Source organism: Rhodococcus sp. 5G237 (assembly GCF_053764735.1).
Window position 1 is genome coordinate 508,176 of sequence record NZ_JBSNCD010000001.1, and the last position, 19,163, is coordinate 527,338.

The 19,163-nt window shown below is 68.3% G+C and carries 13 protein-coding genes; 7 read left to right on the top strand and 6 right to left on the bottom strand.

Going from position 1 to position 19,163, the window contains the following annotated elements; translation table 11 throughout:
• Positions 1 to 51: 51 nt before the first annotated feature.
• Positions 52 to 2,169 carry a catalase gene (locus ACWPOC_RS02400; RefSeq protein ID WP_085468698.1) on the top strand — a complete coding sequence of 706 codons (2,118 nt, stop codon included), beginning with the start codon at positions 52 to 54 and terminating at the stop codon, positions 2,167 to 2,169.
• 129 nt (positions 2,170 to 2,298) lie between these two features.
• Here ACWPOC_RS02400 and ACWPOC_RS02405 read toward each other — a convergent pair whose 3' ends face one another.
• Positions 2,299 to 3,342 (bottom strand): FAD-dependent monooxygenase, encoded by a 1,044-nt coding sequence (locus ACWPOC_RS02405; RefSeq protein WP_085468699.1) that lies wholly within the window; start codon positions 3,340 to 3,342, stop codon positions 2,299 to 2,301.
• 67 nt (positions 3,343 to 3,409) lie between these two features.
• On the opposite strand from ACWPOC_RS02405, the gene ACWPOC_RS02410 reads away from it, so the two are divergent.
• The 3 genes from ACWPOC_RS02410 (at position 3,410) to ACWPOC_RS02420 (ending at position 10,335) form a co-directional block, all read left to right on the top strand.
• Positions 3,410 to 3,994, top strand: coding sequence for a TetR/AcrR family transcriptional regulator (locus tag ACWPOC_RS02410; RefSeq protein ID WP_159417071.1), 585 nt, complete (start codon positions 3,410 to 3,412; stop codon positions 3,992 to 3,994).
• A 301-nt stretch (positions 3,995 to 4,295) separates the two neighbouring features.
• The gene (gltB, locus tag ACWPOC_RS02415; protein WP_455407936.1) at positions 4,296 to 8,891 is read left to right on the top strand and encodes a glutamate synthase large subunit; all 4,596 of its coding nucleotides are present in this window, start codon (positions 4,296 to 4,298) and stop codon (positions 8,889 to 8,891) included.
• On the top strand, positions 8,884 to 10,335 hold the full coding sequence (locus tag ACWPOC_RS02420; protein WP_060652370.1) for a glutamate synthase subunit beta: 1,452 nt from the start codon (positions 8,884 to 8,886) through the stop codon (positions 10,333 to 10,335). The genes gltB and ACWPOC_RS02420 overlap by 8 nt, the downstream gene beginning before the upstream one ends.
• Positions 10,336 to 10,464: 129 nt before the next feature.
• Here the strand turns inward: ACWPOC_RS02420 and ACWPOC_RS02425 are convergent, their stop codons facing one another.
• Positions 10,465 to 10,947, bottom strand: a complete 483-nt coding sequence (locus ACWPOC_RS02425; RefSeq protein WP_455408011.1) for a DoxX family protein — start codon at positions 10,945 to 10,947, stop codon at positions 10,465 to 10,467.
• Between the two features lie 138 nt (positions 10,948 to 11,085).
• Here ACWPOC_RS02425 and ACWPOC_RS02430 point away from each other — a divergent pair, with 138 nt between their 5' ends.
• On the top strand, positions 11,086 to 11,856 hold the full coding sequence (locus tag ACWPOC_RS02430; protein WP_455407937.1) for a hypothetical protein: 771 nt from the start codon (positions 11,086 to 11,088) through the stop codon (positions 11,854 to 11,856).
• A 200-nt stretch (positions 11,857 to 12,056) separates the two neighbouring features.
• The gene (locus ACWPOC_RS02435) at positions 12,057 to 12,899 is read left to right on the top strand and encodes a cutinase family protein (protein ID WP_455407938.1); all 843 of its coding nucleotides are present in this window, start codon (positions 12,057 to 12,059) and stop codon (positions 12,897 to 12,899) included.
• Positions 12,900 to 12,902: 3 nt separating this feature from the next.
• On the opposite strand, the gene ACWPOC_RS02440 is transcribed toward ACWPOC_RS02435, so the two are convergent.
• Positions 12,903 to 13,814 carry an SDR family NAD(P)-dependent oxidoreductase gene (locus tag ACWPOC_RS02440; protein WP_120280994.1) on the bottom strand — a complete coding sequence of 304 codons (912 nt, stop codon included), beginning with the start codon at positions 13,812 to 13,814 and terminating at the stop codon, positions 12,903 to 12,905.
• 36 nt (positions 13,815 to 13,850) lie between these two features.
• Positions 13,851 to 14,492, bottom strand: a complete 642-nt coding sequence (locus tag ACWPOC_RS02445) for an MSMEG_1061 family FMN-dependent PPOX-type flavoprotein (RefSeq protein ID WP_088896868.1) — start codon at positions 14,490 to 14,492, stop codon at positions 13,851 to 13,853.
• Positions 14,493 to 14,668: 176 nt separating this feature from the next.
• Here ACWPOC_RS02445 and ACWPOC_RS02450 point away from each other — a divergent pair, with 176 nt between their 5' ends.
• On the top strand, positions 14,669 to 15,151 hold the full coding sequence (locus tag ACWPOC_RS02450; protein ID WP_120283825.1) for a nuclear transport factor 2 family protein: 483 nt from the start codon (positions 14,669 to 14,671) through the stop codon (positions 15,149 to 15,151).
• A 58-nt stretch (positions 15,152 to 15,209) separates the two neighbouring features.
• Here ACWPOC_RS02450 and ACWPOC_RS02455 read toward each other — a convergent pair whose 3' ends face one another.
• Together ACWPOC_RS02455 and lysX are read right to left on the bottom strand one after the other, a co-directional pair.
• Positions 15,210 to 15,809 carry a histidine phosphatase family protein gene (locus tag ACWPOC_RS02455; protein ID WP_120280995.1) on the bottom strand — a complete coding sequence of 200 codons (600 nt, stop codon included), beginning with the start codon at positions 15,807 to 15,809 and terminating at the stop codon, positions 15,210 to 15,212.
• A gap of 44 nt (positions 15,810 to 15,853) precedes the next feature.
• Complete coding sequence (gene lysX, locus ACWPOC_RS02460) at positions 15,854 to 19,144, bottom strand: bifunctional lysylphosphatidylglycerol synthetase/lysine--tRNA ligase LysX (protein ID WP_455408012.1); 3,291 nt, start codon at positions 19,142 to 19,144, stop codon at positions 15,854 to 15,856.
• Positions 19,145 to 19,163 lie beyond the last annotated feature (19 nt).

A 19,163-nucleotide genomic window follows, 5' to 3' on the forward strand; every position in this document is an offset into this window, starting at 1 on the left:
CCCAGCCCCGGATATCCACTCGACAGACGACAGCCACGAATCGGAGTTCCCATGCCCGCCGACACCCCGAAGATCCCCGGTGTTCCCTCGTCCACCGTGCCGTCCGTGGAGGAACCCACGACGCCCACGACTCCGCCCGAGCCCAAGCCGGAGCAGGCCGAGCCCGAGGTCAGGACGGCCACCGGTACTCCCGCGGATCTGCCGCGCGGTCGTGCCCAGCAGGGGGAGTACCTGACGACGGCTCAGGGTGCGCGGCTGACGGATACCGACCACTCCCTCAAGGCGGGCCGGCGTGGTCCGATCCTGTTGCAGGATCATCACTTCCGCGAGAAGATCACCCACTTCGACCACGAACGCATCCCGGAGCGGGTGGTGCACGCCCGCGGCGCCGGCGCCCACGGTGTCTTCCGCGCGACGGGCGCCGCGAGCTCGATCACGCGTGCCCAGTTCCTCCAGAAGGACGTGGAGACACCGGTGTTCGTGCGGTTCTCGACGGTGCTCGGTTCCCGTGGCTCGGCCGACACGGTGCGCGACACCCGCGGTTTCGCGACGAAGTTCTACACCGAGGAAGGCACGTTCGACCTCGTCGGCAACAACATCCCGGTGTTCTTCATCCAGGACGCCATCAAGTTCCCCGACATCATCCATGCGGGCAAGCCGCACCCGGATCGTGAGATCCCGCAGGCGCAGAGCGCCCACGACACCTTCTGGGACTTCGTCTCGCTCCACACCGAGGCCACGGCCCACACGATGTGGAACATGTCCGACCGCGGCATCCCGCGCTCCTACCGCATGATGGAGGGCTTCGGCGTCCACACCTTCCGCGTGGTCAACGCCGAGGGCGACACCGCGCTGGTGAAGTTCCACTGGAAGCCGCGCCTCGGCGTGCACTCGCTGGTGTGGGAGGAAGCCCAGCTCATCAACGGTTTCGACCCGGACTTCCACCGCCGCGACCTCGCCGACGCGATCGAGGCCGGTGCCTACCCCGAGTGGGATCTCGGTGTGCAGGTCTTCCCGGACACCCCGGAACAGACCTTCGAGGGGATCGATCTGCTCGATCCCACCAAGATCGTCCCCGAGGAACTGGCGCCCGTTCAGATCATCGGCACGATGGTCCTCAACGCCAACCCCACCAACTTCTTCGCCGAGACCGAACAGGTCGCCTTCCACCCGGGCCACCTCGTTCCCGGCATCGACGTCACCGACGATCCGCTGCTGCAGGGCCGCCTGTTCTCGTACCTCGACACCCAGCTGACGCGACTCGGCGGACCGAACTTCGGGCAGATCCCGATCAACCGTCCGCACGCACCCGTCAACGACATGTTCCGCGACGGCTTCCACCAGCACGCCGTCCACACGGGTGTCGCTCCGTACAAGCCGAACTCGCTCGACGCGGGATGCCCGTTCATGGCCGGTGTCACCGAGGGCGCCTTCATCGACCTGCCTGTGGAGGTACCGGCGGCGAAGAAGGAGCGTGAGGTCTCCCGGTCGTTCGACGACCACTACACGCAGGTCCGCCAGTTCTACCTGAGCCTGTCGGAGATCGAGCAGGACCACGTGGCCTACGCGTACACCTTCGAGCTGGGCAAGTGCTACGAGCAGTCCATCAAGGAGCGGCAGCTGCAGATCCTGGCGAACATCGACACCGGCCTGTGCGAGAAGGTGGCGGCCGGTCTCGGTCTGCCCGCTCCGAAGCCGACCGTCGAGGTCTCCGATCTCCCGCAGAGCCCCGCGCTGGCGCAGGTCGGCAAGACGTGGCCCGTGCAGGGCCGGTTGATCGGCATCGTCGCCGACGACACCACCGACGTCGACCAGGTGCTCGCGGCCGTGCAGGCCGTGGATGCGGCCGACTGCGTCCCGCTGGTCGTCGCCCCGCACGGCGGGATGCTCGGGGGAATCGTGCCGATCTCGCGCACCTTCCTCACGGCCCGCTCGATCGAGTTCGACGCGGTGATCATGGCGACGACCGTCCCCGACACGAGGGTCCGGATCCTCGTCGACGAGATGTTCCGGCATCACAAGGCACTGGCCGCGTGGGGCGCCGGTGCGGCGGCACTGGAGGAGCTGAAGGCACCGGGTGTCGAGATCGTGGACGGACCGGAAACGGCCGTCGCGCAGGTGCTGGAGCTGCTGGGTACCCACCGTGTGTGGGATCGAGACGCCGTGTGACAGACCTCACCCGAGCTCGTCTTCCGAAGTTCGGGTGCCCCAAGTTATTCTTTCGTTACCTCTGGCCGCAGCTGATTCTCATCGCTGCGGCCAGTTGTTATTTACGCCCAGGTCAGGGCACGAATCGCATCATCGGGTGAATCGCGCTGCCGCGCCCACGAACGGGTCGCGCAGAGCCGTGAACCGGCGTGCGGTCGCCACCCGGGCAAGGGTTCGGGACGCGCGCACCAGCCGCTGGGTGCGGCGCCGCCGGGTGCGGTCGTATCGCTCCAGCGCCTCGGTCACCGGATGCTCGGACAGCAGGACCGCGAGTGTCGCGCCGTCGATCATCGCCTCGCACGCGCCGCGACCGAGATTCGGTGCCATCGCGTGAGCGGCGTCACCGATCAGCGCGACGTTGCCGTGGACGAAGGACGGCAGCGGGGGCGATTCGTACAGATCGTGGTGCAGCACGTCGGCGGGGTCGATCCGATCGAGCACGTCGCGCACGGCCGGGTGCCAGTCGCGGTAACGCTCGCGCAGTTCGTCGATGCTCCCCGCTCCGCCGGCCGGGGCGCGCACGGCGGCGAACCAGTTGGTCAGATCCCCGTCACGCGGGGTGATGCCGAACAGCGCGCCCGGTCCCCACGACTCGCTCGTCGTCGGCACCGTGCCCGATACCCAGCCGCGCCACGCCGAGTAGCCGGTGTACACGGGACGGTAGGCGGGACCGAACAGCCGGTCGCGCGTCGCGCTGTTGATGCCGTCCGCTGCGATCACGACGTCGTAGGCGGCGAGATCGGGCAACCCGGGTGCCGGCGCTCCGAACCGGACGGCATCGGACGGAAGCCCCTCGGCCAGGATCGTGAGCAGTTTCGGCCGGGAGAGAAGGACGACCGGTCGCGCCAAGGTGCGGATGCGTCCGATCACCCGCCCGTCCCATCGCAGGAAGGCCGCGCCGTCCTGCAGCACGCCGAGCTTCTCCACCTGCCCGCCGAGACCGGAGCCGCAGCCGGCGGTGGTCAGGGCGTCGAGGGCTTCGGCCCACATGCCGAGTGCGGTGCCCGTCTCCGGAAGGGAGGGTGCGCGTTCGAAGACGTCGACGTGCCAGTCGCGCCGGACGAGCGCGTTGGCGACGGTGAGCCCGCCGATCCCTCCGCCGAGGATCGCTGCTTTGCCGTGTCGTGCGGTCATGACCCGACCGTACTACGGATGTAGTGTCGTGTCACTACTCCTGTAGTGAATCTCGTAGGATCGAGTCGTGACCGACGAACGCCCTCGGGTGGCAACCGACAAGCGCACAGCGGTTCTCGACGCTGCGATCCATCTGGTGGGGACCGAAGGGCTGCGCGCCCTCACCCACCGCCGCGTCGATGCCATGGCGGGTGTGCCGGCCGGATCCACGTCGAACTACTTCCGCACCCGCCAGGCCCTCGTCGAAGGAGTGCTCGACAGGCTCCTCGAGCAGGACCGGGTCCAGCTCGCGGCGATCGGCGCCGCGTTGCCGGGCGACGCGCGTGAGCTCGAAGACCTGATGCACGGTTATGTGATGTTCGTGACGGGGGACGACCTCGTGCGAACCCGCGCACGCTTCGCGATGTTCGTCGAGGCGATGGCGACGCCCGAACTGCGTGCCGGGGTCGAGACCCGCCGCAGCGAACTGCGCGGATGGATCGGGACGGTGCTCGCGGGCCTCGACGTCGACGATTCCGTCACCGCCGCGCGGGTTCTCATCGACTACCTGGACGGACTGATCCTGCATCGCTGCACCTCGCACGACGACGGACCGGACCCGCGCGACGGCGTGTCCCGGATGGTGCGAATGCTCCTTTCCACGGCAGGGTGACGCCCGCGATTCCGGTGCGTTACGGCTGCGTTTCCGCAGGTGGGCGGGAGAATAGGGCAGGCTTGCTTGCATTACCCCCCGCCACCTGGCATATCGTTCATTTCGAAGACGGTGGGACCACGACGTCCCACCGGTCGCCGGATCCACGCTCGTGCTGCCGAAAAAGGCACCCGCACCGTCGCGGATGAGCGGATACTGGCGATGTCGAAGGTATCGGGCACCCGGCCGATACCCGTCTACGGCAGTAGATGGCCATCAGCGCTGCTGGTCGTCGGTGCTATCGCATCAACGAAGGCTAGGTATGACTCATCTCCCCGGGCCTCGAGGGCTCTACCACCCGGCGAACGAGCACGACTCCTGTGGCGTCGCGTTCGTCGTCGACATGCACGGTCGTCGCAGTCGCGACATCGTGGAGAAGGCGATCACCGCCCTGGTGAATCTCGAACACCGCGGTGCAGCGGGAGCGGAACAGAACACCGGCGACGGCGCCGGCATCCTGATCCAGGTCCCCGACGCCTACTTCCGTGAGGTCGTCGACTTCGATCTTCCCGCCGAAGGCGCATACGCGACCGGTATCGCGTTCCTGCCCAAGGACACAGCCAAGGCCGACGCCGCGGCCGCCGAGGTCGACCGCATCGTCGCCGAAGAGGGCCTCGAGGTCCTCGGCTGGCGCGAGGTGCCGATCGACGAGTCCGAGCTGGGTTCCATGGCCAAGGACGCCATGCCTACCTTCCGGCAGATCTTCATCGCCTCCGGCGCCCGCGCGCTCACCGGCCTCGAGCTCGAGCGCCGCGCGTACGTCGTGCGCAAGCGCACCGAGCACGAGCTCGGCCACCACGGCGCGGGCGAGGACGGTCCCGGCAGCGAGACCGTCTACTTCCCGAGCCTGTCGGCATCGACCTTCGTCTACAAGGGCATGCTCACCACGCCCCAGATGAAGGGCTTCTACCGCGACCTGCAGGACGAGCGCGTCGTCTCGGCCCTCGGCCTCGTGCACTCGCGGTTCTCCACCAACACGTTCCCGTCGTGGCCGCTCGCGCATCCCTTCCGCCGCGTGGCGCACAACGGCGAGATCAACACCGTCACGGGCAACGCCAACTGGATGCGCGCCCGTGAGGCACTCATCGACACCGAGGTCTTCGGCGGTCGCGACAAGCTCGAGAAGATCTTCCCGGTCTGCACGCCGGGCGCGTCCGACACCGCGCGTTTCGACGAGGTGCTCGAACTGCTGCACCTCGGTGGCCGCAGCCTGCCGCACGCCGTGCTCATGATGATCCCCGAGGCGTGGGAGCGCCACGACTCGATGGATCCGGCACGTCGCGCGTTCTACGAGTACCACGCGGCCCTCATGGAGCCGTGGGACGGACCGGCCTCGGTGTGCTTCACCGACGGCACCGTCATCGGCGCCGTGCTCGACCGCAACGGCCTGCGCCCCTCGCGTGCCTGGGTCACCGACGACGGCCTCGTCGTCATGGCCTCCGAAGTGGGTGTGCTCGACATCCCCACCGAGAAGATCGTCAGCAAGCGCCGCCTGCAGCCGGGCCGCATGTTCCTCGTCGACACGGCCAAGGGCCGCATCGTCGAGGACGAGGAGATCAAGCGCGAGCTCGCCGCCGAGCATCCCTACGAGGAATGGGTCGCCAACGGCGTCACCCGTCTCGAGGACCTGCCGGAGAGCAAGTACACCTACATGTCGCACGAGCGTGTCGTGCTGCGGCAGCAGGTCTTCGGCTACACCCGCGAAGAGGTCGACCTCCTCGTCAAGCCGATGGCGGCCTCCGGTGCCGAGGCGCTCGGCTCGATGGGCACCGACACGCCGATCGCCGTGCTGTCGTCGCGCCCGCGTCAGCTGTTCGACTTCTTCTCGCAGCTGTTCGCCCAGGTCACCAACCCGCCGCTCGACGCGATCCGCGAGGAGATCGTCACCAGCATGGGCGGCATGCTCGGCCCCGAGGGCGACCTGCTGAACCCGACCGAGGCGTCGTGCCGGCAGATCCTCATCGGTGCGCCGGTCATCGACAACGACGACCTGCAGAAACTCATCCACGTCAACGACGAGAAGCAGTTCCCCGGCTTCAACAGCGTCATCATCCGCGGCCTGTACCCGGTCGCGGAGGGCGGTGAGGGTCTGCGTCGCGCGCTCGCCTCGATCCGCGAGCAGGTCTCGCAGGCCATCGAGAAGGGCGCACGCCTGATCGTGCTGTCCGACCGCGAGTCCGACGAGAAGCTGGCGCCGATCCCGTCGCTGCTGCTCACCTCCGCAGTGCACCACCACCTCGTCCGTGAGAAGACCCGCACCAAGGTCGGTCTGCTCGTCGAGGCCGGCGACGCCCGCGAGGTCCACCACATCGCCGCCCTGTGCGGTTTCGGTGCGGCCGTGGTCAACCCGTACATGGCGTTCGAGAGCATCGACGAGCTGCTGCAGAACGGCGACCTGCCCGAGGGCATGACCCTCGACAAGGCCATCGCCAACTACATCAAGGCGGCCTCGAAGGGCGTGCTCAAGGTGATGTCCAAGATGGGCATCTCCACGCTCGCCTCCTACACCGGTGCGCAGCTGTTCCAGGTCATCGGCCTGTCGCAGGAACTCGTCGACGAGTACTTCACCGGTCTGCAGTCGCAGCTCGGCGGCGTCGGTCTCGACGAGATCGCCGCGGACGTCGCGGCCCGTCACCGCACGGCCTTCCTCGACCGCCAGTCCGAGCGCGCGCACCGCGAGCTCGAGGTGGGCGGCGAGTACCAGTGGCGTCGTGAGGGCGAGTACCACCTGTTCAACCCGGACACGGTGTTCAAGCTCCAGCACGCGACCCGCACCGGCCAGTACTCGATCTTCAAGGAGTACACGAAGCTCGTCGACGACCAGTCGGAGCGACTCGCGTCGCTGCGCGGTCTGTTCGAGTTCAAGAAGGGCGTGCGCCCGCCGGTGCCGATCGACGAGGTCGAGCCGGCGAGCGAGATCGTCAAGCGCTTCTCGACCGGTGCGATGAGCTACGGCTCCATCTCGGCCGAGGCGCACGAGACCCTCGCGATCGCGATGAACCGTCTCGGTGGCCGCTCGAACTCCGGTGAGGGCGGCGAGCATCCGAGCCGTTTCACCCCGGACGAGAACGGCGACTGGCGGCGCTCGGCGATCAAGCAGGTCGCCTCGGGTCGCTTCGGTGTGACCGCGCACTACCTGAGCAACTGCACCGACATCCAGATCAAGATGGCGCAGGGTGCGAAGCCCGGTGAGGGCGGCCAGCTGCCGCCGCACAAGGTGTACCCGTGGGTCGCCGAGGTCCGTGGTTCGACGCCCGGCGTCGGCCTGATCTCGCCGCCGCCGCACCACGACATCTACTCGATCGAGGATCTCGCGCAGCTGATCCACGACCTGAAGAACGCCAACCCGAAGGCCCGCATCCACGTGAAGCTGGTCTCCGAGCTCGGTGTCGGCACGGTCGCCGCGGGTGTGTCGAAGGCACACGCCGACGTCGTGCTCATCTCGGGTCACGACGGTGGTACCGGCGCGTCGCCGCTGACCTCCCTCAAGCACGCGGGTGCTCCCTGGGAGATCGGTCTCGCCGAGACCCAGCAGACGCTGATGCTCAACGGTCTGCGCGACCGCATCGTCGTGCAGGTCGACGGTCAGATGAAGACCGGCCGCGACGTCGTCGTCGCCGCTCTCCTCGGTGCCGAGGAGTACGGTTTCGCGACCGCGCCGCTCGTGGTCTCGGGCTGCATCATGATGCGCGTGTGCCACCTCGATACCTGCCCCGTGGGTGTCGCGACGCAGAACCCGGTGCTGCGCAAGCGGTTCACCGGTAAGCCGGAGTTCGTCGAGAACTTCATGCTGTACATCGCCGAAGAGGTGCGCGAGTACCTCGCCGAGCTCGGTTTCCGCAGCCTCGACGAGGCCATCGGCCAGGTGGACGTCCTCGACACCCGCAAGGCCGTCGAGCACTACCGCGCGTCGAAGCTCGACCTGTCGCCGCTGCTCGAGAAGGTCACCTCCCCGATCTACGGGGAGCAGGACATGCACTGCACCAAGGAGCAGTACCACGCTCTCGACAAGGCACTCGACAACGAGCTGATCGCGAAGGCGCAGCCCGCTCTCGAGTCGGGCACGCCGGTCTCGTTCGACACCCCGATCACCAACGTCAACCGCACCGTCGGCACGATGCTCGGCCACGAGCTCACCAAGAAGTACGGTGCGGAAGGGTTGCCGGACAACACGATCGACATCACCTTCACGGGTTCGGCCGGCAACAGCTTCGGTGCGTTCGTCCCGCGCGGCATCACGATGCGGCTCAACGGCGACGCGAACGACTTCGTCGGCAAGGGCCTGTCGGGTGGTCGCATCGTCGTGCGTCCGCCGCACAATGCGGCCGAGGGTTTCGTGCCCGAGGACAACATCATCGCCGGCAACGTCATCCTGTTCGGTGCCACCTCGGGTGAGGTCCTCATCCGTGGCATCGCGGGTGAGCGCTTCGCGGTCCGCAACTCCGGAGCCACGGCCGTCGTCGAAGGCGTCGGCGACCACGGCTGCGAGTACATGACGGGTGGCAAGGTCGTCATCCTCGGCAAGACCGGCCGCAACTTCGGTGCGGGCATGTCCGGTGGCGTCGCGTTCGTGTACAACCCGGACAAGGACTTCGAGAACAACCTGAACACCGAGCTGGTCGACCTCGAGGATCTCGAGGGCGAGGACTTCGCGTGGCTCAAGGGCGCCGTCGAACGGCATCGTGACGAAACGGGCTCCGAGGTCGCAGCCCGCATCCTGGCCGACTGGTCACAACAGGTCAGCCACTTCGCGAAGGTCATGCCTCGCGATTACAAGAAGGTACTCATGGCTATCAAGGACGCCACCATCCGTGGTGCGAACGTGGACGAGGCGATCATGGAGGCTGCTCGTGGCTGATCCCACCGGTTTCCTCAAGCACGGTTCCCGCGAGACGCCGGTCCGCCGGCCCGTCCCGCTGCGACTCCTCGACTGGAAGGAGGTCTACGAGCCGTTCCCGCTCGACACCCTCCGGACCCAGGCGAGCCGTTGCATGGACTGCGGTATCCCCTTCTGCCACAACGGTTGCCCGCTCGGGAATCTCATCCCCGAGTGGAACGACCTCGCCTACAAGGGCAAGTGGGAGGACGGGATCGAGCGTCTCCACGCCACGAACAACTTCCCCGAGTTCACCGGCCGGCTCTGCCCGGCGCCCTGTGAGGCGTCGTGCGTGCTCGGCATCAACCAGGACCCGGTGACCATCAAGCAGGTCGAGGTCGAGCTGGTCGAGAAGGCCTTCGACGACGGCCGCGTCAAGCCGGTTCCGCCGTCGAAGCTCACCGGCCGCAAGGTCGCGGTCGTCGGCTCCGGGCCTGCCGGTCTCGCTGCGGCACAGCAGCTCACGCGTGCCGGTCACTCGGTGACGGTGTTCGAGCGGGCCGACCGCATCGGTGGTCTGCTCCGCTACGGCATCCCCGAGTTCAAGATGGAGAAGCGCTTCATCGACCGCCGTCTCGCGCAGATGGAGGCCGAGGGCACCGTCTTCAAACCGGGCGTGAACGTGGGTGTCGACATCACCGCCGACGAGCTGCGCGAGCAGTTCGACGCCGTGGTGCTCGCCGGCGGCGCGACCGTCGCCCGCGACCTGCAGATCCCCGGACGCGAGCTCGACGGCATCCACCAGGCGATGGAGTTCCTGCCGATCGCCAACCGCGTGCAGCTCGGCGACCTGCCCGCCCCGACCATCACGGCCGAGGGCAAGAAGGTCGTCATCATCGGCGGTGGCGACACCGGCGCCGACTGCCTGGGCACCTCGCACCGTCAGGGTGCGGCGAGCGTCCACCAGTTCGAGATCATGCCGCGGCCGCCGGAGCAGCGCGCCGAGTCCACCCCGTGGCCGACCTACCCCCTCATGTACCGCGTCTCGTCGGCGCACGAGGAGGGCGGCGAGCGCGTCTTCTCCGTCAACACCGAGGAATTCGTCGGTAAGGACGGCAAGGTCACCGCGCTCAAGGCACACGAGGTGCAGATGGTCGACGGTCGCTTCGAGAAGGTCGAAGGCAGCGACTTCGAACTCGAGGCCGATCTGGTGCTGCTCGCGATGGGCTTCACCGGTGCCGAGAAGCCCGGTTTGCTCACCGATCTCGGTGTCGACTTCGACCAGCGCGGCAACGTCGCCCGCTCGTCGGAGTGGGCCACCAACGTCGACGGTGTCTTCGTCGCCGGCGACATGGGTCGCGGACAGTCGCTCATCGTCTGGGCGATCGCCGAGGGTCGCGCGTGCGCCGCTGCGGTGGACCGCTTCCTCGAGGGCGAGACGGCACTGCCGGCGCCGATCGCGACCACCACGATGCCGCAGCGCTGAGCGCGGAAATCTATCGGCGTCCGAGTGGCGCCGGAGAGTTGAGCGCTCCAGCGTCGCAGCGCTGAACGAGGTACGACCACTGGGCCGCACACCGGAAGGTGTGCGGCCCAGCGGTGTTCGTGGGTGAGGTCAGGCGTCGACGAGCGACGCGGGATCGGTGTCGGATGCGGTGGCCGGCGCCGGTTCGGGTGTGGCCTCCTCGCGCCGCCGCGCGAGGAGGCGGTCGACGGCCCACGATCCGGAGCCGACGAAGATCAGGACGAACATCGCCCAGCAGAACAGCGCGGCGGATTCACCGTCGTTCTGGATGGGCAGTGCGCCGTCGGCCTGATGGCCCCAGAAGTAGGCGTACGCCATCGATCCGGAGCCGAGGAAGGCCGCGAGCCGGGTGCCGAGACCGAGGATCAGGGCGGTGCCGCACACGACCTGGATGATCGCGCCCCACCAGCCGGGCCATGCGCCGAGTTGTGCGGTGGCTCCGCCGTAGGGTTCCGTCGGCCACGCCCACAGGCTCGTGGTGCCGTGGCACAAGAACAGGAAACCGACGACGATGCGGAAGGCGGCGACGGCGTGGTCGCCGAAACGGTCCGGCCAGTGGCGCACTGAGTTCATCACGTGCGGAAGTAAAGCATGCCTACCCTTACATACAGGGTGCTTGGTCATCGTTCCGCGGTTCAACAGCAACCGCCGGACGCGCTGCACTGTGATATTTCCGTGTCGCCGGGCGTCGCACCCGTTATGGTTCTGCGCATGACGGCTACGAGACGGGCACTGGCGATGGTCGTGATGGGTGCGGGTGCCGTCGTGGCCGCCGTCGCGGCGGCTCCCGCCGCGGCCGCGGATCCTGCGGACGCGTGCATCCGCAACGGTGGTGGGCTCGTGACGGTCGACGGCGCCGAGCCCGTCCCACCGGTTTTCGGATTCGACGGCCCCCGCCTGCTCGGACTCCAGGGCGGTGTCGGCAACGCGTGCATCACCAACGTGGGTCCCGGCGCCGTGACGGTCACGCATCCCGAGGGACGTGTCCCGGGACGCACCGAGGTGTCCACCGCGCTCGTGGAGATGCGGGTCGACGGCGGGCTCGGCAACGTCGCCGTCACCAACGTCGGTACCGGTGCGGTCACGGTGCACCGGACGGAGGTCACGCCCGAGCCTGTTGCGGCGCCCACCCAGGCTCCGCTCCCCGGGATGCCGGAGCTGATCCTCGACGCGGGAACCGACGGCGTCTTCGTCACGAACGTCGGTACGGGCGGTGTCACGGTCGTCGACCGTGCCGTCGCGCCGGCGGAGCTTCCGGCCTCGCCACCGCCTCCCCCGGGTGCGGTCGTCACCGATCCGTTCAGCGGAAACATCTATGTCACAAACCTCTTCGGGCCCGACATCGTCGTCGCGGAACCCGCCTCGACCGCCGAAGGGAGCGCGGTCGAGCGACCGGTTCCGGGAACGGCGGTCGACTACGGGACGGGCAACGTCTTCGTGACGAACATCGGCGGGGGACAGGTGACCGTCGTCCGCGGCTGATCCGCCGGCCCCGTCGTTCCCCGACAACGTTCCGGACTCGGATGTATCACATCCGGTTCACGAATATGTCATCCTTCTACTCGATACTGCCGGGGAGGGACGCGGCACCAGGACAGTAGCGGGGCGGGGACATGGCTATGAGAAGAGTGTGGGCGGCAACGGTGGCCGCAGTGGCGGCATGTGCAGCAATATTCGTCGCAATGCCTGCGGCGCAAGCGAATCCGCCCGGATGTCCGACCCTGAACGTGGTCGCTGTGCCCGGAACGTGGGAGACCTCGAACACCCCCGACCCCGGCCGCGGGAACGGCATGCTCGCCCAGGTCACGTCCGATCTTCCCGCAGGGGCACGCGTCGACTACGTCGCGTATCCCGCCACGGCCTTCCCGTGGGAGGGCGACGTGTACGCGGCCTCCCGCAACCGCGCCGTCGACAACGCGCGCGGCATCATCGCGGCCACCGCCGCGCGGTGCCCCCTCACGAACTTCGCCCTCGTCGGCTACAGCCAGGGTGCCGATGCCGCAGGTGATCTCGCCGCCGAGATCGGCACCGGGCTGGGAGTGGTCGGTCCGCACCGCCTCGTCGCGGTGGGTCTGCTGTCCGATCCGCGCCGCTCCGAACTCGACCCGTTCGTCGGTCCGCCCGTCGCCGGCACCGGTGCCGGAGGTGCCCGTGCGGGTGGCTTCGGATTCGTAACGCCCAACGTGCGCACCATCTGCGCGGTGGGCGACCTCTATTGCTCGACGCCGCCGGAGGACTTCGTCACGCGACTGGCCGGCTTCCTCGCCATCTCGGCGGGCAGCCCGTTCGAGCAGCTCGAGAACTACCGCGACGAGGCGACCGCGCTCTACAACGACATCATGACCGCCGGGGGCATCCCGATGCTGCAGCTGCAGCTCACGCCCGAGGCGAACGAGCTGCGCGAGCAGAAGATCCGCACCTTCTACGAGTCGCAGATCCACCAGGACTACTCGAACTACGTGGTCGACGGTCGCGGAACGACGGCCACGCGGTGGCTGCACGACTGGATCGCCTCCAAGGCCTGACCATCAGTCGATATCGAATCGTGCGCCCACACGCATGACACGGGGCGCGAAGCGCATCAGCCACTTGCGGACCTTCGCACCCGGCGCGACCGTCACCACAGGTTTGTTGTGACGGACCGCCCCGACGATCGCCTTGGCCACCTTCTCCGGCGCGATGTGCAGGCGCCGGTACATCGCGAGGGTGCGGGTGCGTCGCGCTGCTCGTAGTTCCTTGTTCGGCGCGACGTACTCCGTCGCCCGGGTGAGGTTGGTGTCCACCAGGTCGGGACACACGACGGTCACGCCGATCCCGTGTTCGAGCAGTTCGGCGCGCAGGCACTCCGACAACATGAACACCCCGGCCTTGCTCGTCGTGTAGGCGGCGAGGTTGCGTTGCGGCATGTACGCCGCCGCCGACGAGACGTTGACGATCTGCCCGCCCGTGCCGGCTTCGATCATCTGCTCGGTGAAGGCGCGGCAGCCGTAGACCACACCCCAGAAGTTCACGTCCATGACGTTCTCGAACACGCTCTGCGGGGTGTCGGCGAAGGCACCGATGACACCGATGCCCGCGTTGTTGACGAGCACGTCGGCGACGCCGTGCCGCTCGCGGACGGTCTGCGCGAACTTCCGGACCTGCTGTTCGTCGGAGACGTCGAGTTCGTAGGCGTGGGCGGCGCCGCCGAAGACGGCCTCGGAACCGCCGGCGCCGGGAGCCGGGACGTTCACGAGCGCCACCGTCTCGCGGGCACTGTCGAGATCCTTGTCGGCGACGACGACGATGGCGCCTTCGGCGGCGAAGGCGATCGCCGACGCCCGGCCGATCCCGCTACCGCCGCCGGTGACGACGACGAGGGCGCCGGTCAGGTCGCGCAGACGGCTGCGTAGTGCAGCGCCGGCGCGCCAGCGGCGTATCTGAGCGATCCGAGAGGGCACCCCACCATCGTGACGCACTCGCCGCGTGTGGTCCGGTCAGTACAGGAACTCGCGGTAGAGCTCGCGCTTGCCCGGCTCTGCGTCGGCCGGGATCTCGATCGAGTGGAGTTCGGCGTGCATGTCGCGCATCGACGGGACCGCCGCGCGGTCGGGATAGGTCGACGGATCCCACAGTTTGGCGCGCAGCAACGCCCGCGCGCAGTGCAGGAAGACCTCGTCGATCTGCACGATCACAGCGAGCTGCGCCGGCTTGTTCTGCAGCGACAGCTTCTCGAGCAGGTCGGGGTCGGTCGACAGGGTGGCGCGGCCGTTGATCCGCAGCACCTCCTCGTCGCCGGGGACGAAGAACAGCAACCCGACGTGAGGGTTCTCGAGGATGTTCCGGTACGAGTCGGCGCGGCGGTTGCCGGGCCGGTCGGGCAGCGCGATCGTGTGGTCGTCGAGGACGAGCACCGCCGACTCGATGTCGCCACGCGGCGAGCAGTCGCAGTTGCCGACGGCGTCGGCGGTGGCGATCGTGAAGAACCGCGCCAGCGACAAGAAATGCCTGATGAGCGGGGTCAGGTGTGGTCGCGCCTTGTCGACGATCGCCGGGTGCGGAATGCCCAGGACGGCCTCGAGCTCGCCCTGTGTCCGTATCCCGCCCTGTACGAGCTCGTCGATCCTGTCCGCATCCATCCGGTGCACCTCCGGCGGTGACCGTACCAATCCTGCGGGCGAAGATCACGTCGGCATCCGGATCGTGCCTGATCAGGTGGTGGTCGCCGGAGCTTCCGGTCACCGGGACAGACCGGGAACGCACGCTCCCGATCCCGGTAGAACGAAAGGCGATGCCCCCGTCCGGAAGGATCGAGATGACCGACTCCGCCCTGCTGGCCTCCCTCCTCGAACGCGTACAGCTCCTCGAGGACAAGGCTGCGATCCACGAGGTCCTCACGGCCTACGGCCCGGCCGTCGACGCCGGTGACGCCGAGGCGGTGGGGGAACTGTGGACGCAGGACGCCGTCTACGACATCGACATCCGCTTGATGGAGGGGCGCGACACGATCATGGAGATGGTGCGCACCCGGCCGCACCAGGACTACATCGAGGAGGGCTGCGGTCATCTGCTCGACCCGGTGCACATCCGGGTCGACGGCGACACCGCCGTCGCGACCTGTCACTCCCTGCTGCTGCGCCGCAACGCCGATTCGGATTCGTTCCGGGTGTGGCGGGTGAGCGCCAACCGATTCGAACTCGCCCGGATCGACGGCAGTTGGAAGATAGCGCGCCGCACGTCGCGGTTGCTCGACGGCAGCACCGCCGCCCGCGACCTCCTCGCGAGCGCACGGCGCTGAACCCACGACTCGTGGGTGGGCGCTGGGGGCTCACCCACGGGCCGGCTGCCGGAGGAGCTCAGACGCGCAGGGTGTCGCGTACGTGCCCGGTCTCGTTGATCGACGCCACGCGGCGTGCGCCGCTGCGTGAGACGAGGATGCGCGTCACCGACGCGTATTCGATGGGGAACATCAGCGGCCGGGGCAGCTCGAGCAGGTGCTGCAGCACGATGTTCACGACCCCGCCGTGGACGAACAGCGCCACGGTCTCGGCATGGTCGCACGTGCCCACCACGTGGTCGATCCCGCGCAGCACCCGTGTGCGGAAGGCGTCCCCGTCCACGAAATCGGGCAGGTGACCTGCCAGGATGCGCTTGTAGGCAGCCGGTGCGACGTCCTTCGCGGCGTCGATCGTGAAGTAGTGATCGTGGCCGTAGTCGTACTCGGCGATGTCCTCCATCTTCTCCACGTCGAGCCCGCGTCGTTCCGCGACCGGCTCGGCCGTCTGCAGGGCCCGCAACTGCGGGCTCGAGAACAGACGGGTGATGTTGTAGGGGGACAGCGCGTCCGGTAACCGCGACGCCTGGAGACGACCGGTCTCCGTGAGCGGCGGGTCGGCGACCCCGGTCTCGGCGCGGGCGTTGTTCGGCTCGGCGTGGCGGATCAGGAGTAGCTGCACGACCTCACGATGCCAGGTGGAGCGGTTTCACGTGAAACGACCCGTCAGGAGCGTCGCGGCTTCGTGAACGGGAACGCCAGCGACTCGCGGATACTGCCTCCGAGGACGAGCATCACGATCCGGTCGACACCCATGCCGAGACCGCCGGTGGGAGGCATCGCGTATTCGAGTGCTTCGAGGAACTCCTCGTCGAGTTCCATCGCCTCCTCGTCACCGCCCGCGGCGAGCAGCGACTGCTCGGTGAGGCGGGCACGCTGGTCGAGGGGATCGGTGAGCTCGCTGTAGGCGGTCCCCAGCTCGACACCCCAGGCCACCAGGTCCCACTTCGCTGCGACACCCGGTTTGCGGGGGTGCGGCCGGGTCAGCGGCGACACCGAGGTCGGGAAGTCGGTGTAGAAGGTGGGGAACTCCGTCTTCGATTCGACGAGGTGCTCGTACATCTCCTGTGCGGTGGCGCCGGCGTCCCAGGCCGGGTTGTAGGGGATCTCGTGTTCGTCGCACATGCGTCGCAGGACGTCGACGGGGGTCTGCGCGTCGACGAACGTCCCGAGCGCCTCGGAGATCGCGTCGTGGAAGGTCTTGACGGGCCACTCGCCGGAGATGTCGATCTCGACCGGGGTGCCGTCGGGGCCGGGTCGCAGGATGATCTCGCGTCCGTGTGCCGCACGGGCCGCTGCCTGGATCAACTCGCGTGCGACGACCCGCATCTTCTCGTAGTCGCTGTGCGCCTCGTACGCCTCGAGGATCGTGAACTCCGGGTTGTGCTTGAAATCCGCACCCTCGTTGCGGAACACCCGGCCGATCTCGAAGACCTTCGCCATGCCCGCGACGCACAGCCGCTTCAGGTACAGCTCGGGGGCGATCCGCAGGTACAGATCGGCGTCGTAGGCGTTGATGTGCGTGACGAACGGTGCGGCGTTCGCGCCGCCGTGCACCGACTGCAGGATCGGCGTTTCCACCTCGAGATAGCCGCGGGCCTGCAGTTCGTCGCGCAGCGACCGCACCACCGCGCTGCGCGCCGCGAGGTGGTCGCGTGCGCCGCGGTCGATCGCGAGATGCAGATAGCGTTGCCGCACGCGGGCTTCCGGGTCGACGAGACCGTGGTACTTGTCGGGCAGCGGGTGCAGGCACTTGCCGTCGACGCGCCACGAATCGGCGAGCACCGAGATCTCGCCGGTGCGGCTGCGTCCCGTCTCGCCGGACACCTCGACGAGGTCGCCGAGGTCGAACAGGAAGCGTTGTCCGGCAACCCGTTGCCGATCGACGAGGATCTGGATGTCGCCCGACCAGTCGCGCAGCACCGCGAACAGCACACCGCCGAAGTTGCGGATGCGCAGCAGGCGTCCCGCCACGGTCACCGGAGTGCCGGGCTTCGCGGCCCGGGCCTCGGCGGCGGTGTGGGTCGGGGGATGCGCGACCGGATAGGGATCGACACCGTGTTCGACGATCCGCTGCAGGGTGTTCATCCGCACCTGGACCTGCTCGGGGCGGCGACGTCCGTGCGAGACGGCGGGCGTGCCGTCGGCGAGTTCGACGCCGGGTGCGCTGCCGTCGTCGTGCAGTTCCGCCGCGACCACCTGGTCCTCGGGGAACGCCGAATGTGTTCCCGTGTGCTGCTCGGTGTTCCGGCGAGCGAAGGTGGGGAGGGTGAGGAAGCCCTCGGCGATCGCCGACGCGAGCGCGACGCGCGGGATGAGCCGGTTGTCGCGGAAACACAGGAAGCGGGGCACCCACTCGGGGTGGTACTTGACGTTGGACCGGTACAGCGCCTCGAGCTGCCACCACCGCGAGAAGAACAGCAGGATCGACCGCCACAACCGCAGGATCGGGCCGGCGCCGATCCGCGCGCCCTCCTCGAAGACCGACCGGAAGACCGCGAAGTTCAGCGAGATCCGCTCGACGTCGAATTCGGCACCACGTGAGGCGAGCTCGGAGACCATGAGTTCGACGACGCCGTTGGGGGCCTGCGGGTCGCGGCGCATCAGGTCGAGCGACACCCCGTCCGATCCCCACGGCACGAGCGAGAGCATCGCGACGACCTTGCCGTCCGCGACCGCTTCGACGAGCAGGCAGTCGCCGTCGAGCGGATCACCGAGCCGGCCGAGGGCCATCGAGAAACCGCGCTCGTTCTCGGTGTCGCGCCAGGCCTCGGCGCGCTGGATCGCCGCCGACAGCTCGATGGGCGACAGTTCGCGGTGACGCATGATCCGTGCGGTCACACCGTGTTTGCGGGCGCGGTTGACGGCCTGCCGCACCGGTCGCATGTCGCGTCCGGCGAGACTGAAGTCGCGGGTGAGCAGGACGGCCTCGTCGCCGAGCTGCAGCGCGTTCAGGCCCGCACGGTGATAAGCCCTCGCACCGTCCTCGCTCGCCCCCATCACCGCGGGTGTCCACCCGTAGGCGCGGGCGAGATCGAGCCATTCGTCGATGGCGTGCGGCCACGCCTCGGGGTTGCCGATCGGATCACCGCTCGCGAGGCACACACCGAGTTCGACGCGATAGGTCACCGCGGCCTTGCCACTGGGGGCGAACACCACGGCCTTGTCGCGGCGCGTCGCGAAGTAGCCGAGTGAATCGTCGCTGTGGGTGAGCAGGCCGCGGATGGCCGATTCGTCACTGCCGGTGAGCGCATTGCTCGCTCGCTGCGAGCGGAACAGCACCACGACGGCCGCGAGCACGGCGAGCGCGCCGAGCAGGCCGAGGACCGTGTTGACCAGCCCGTTCGGGCGACCACCGAACTGGTCGTTGTCGATGAAGGTCAGCGCGGTGACACGGTTGAGGGCCCACAGGAACCGGTCGGGGGCGGGCAGAGTGCCGGGGAACAGCTCCACCAGACCCCAGCCGATCAGTGTCGCGACGGCCAGGCCACCCACGAGCACACCGAGTGCGGCCCAGACGTTTCCGCGCCGCACGCGCGTGTAGAACTCGGGATAGGACAGCAGCAGGAGCGCGACGATCAACAGGTGGACGATCAACGCGACGAGGTGGTTCGGGTCGCGCTCGACGATGCTCATCACGAGATTGGTGATGGTGAATCCGCCGAGATAGATCGTCAGGATCCACCACGCGATGCGCTTGCGGCCGGCGACGGCACCGGCGAGCAGGCCCAGGACGAGAGCGAACGACAGGCTCGTGTCGGGAGCGTCGAAGTAGTACTCGTCGAGATATTCGCGCGGAGCGTGGATCCAGTAGCGCAGGGTCGGGGAGATCGACCACAGCGCGACCACGACCGCGTAGATGCCCAGGATCAGGCCGAGGATGTGCGGTACGGCGGACAGACGCCCACCGACGAGGTCGGTCGGCGATGGACGGGAGGGCGCTGGGCCGTCCTCCACCGGACGCGGGCGCTCGACA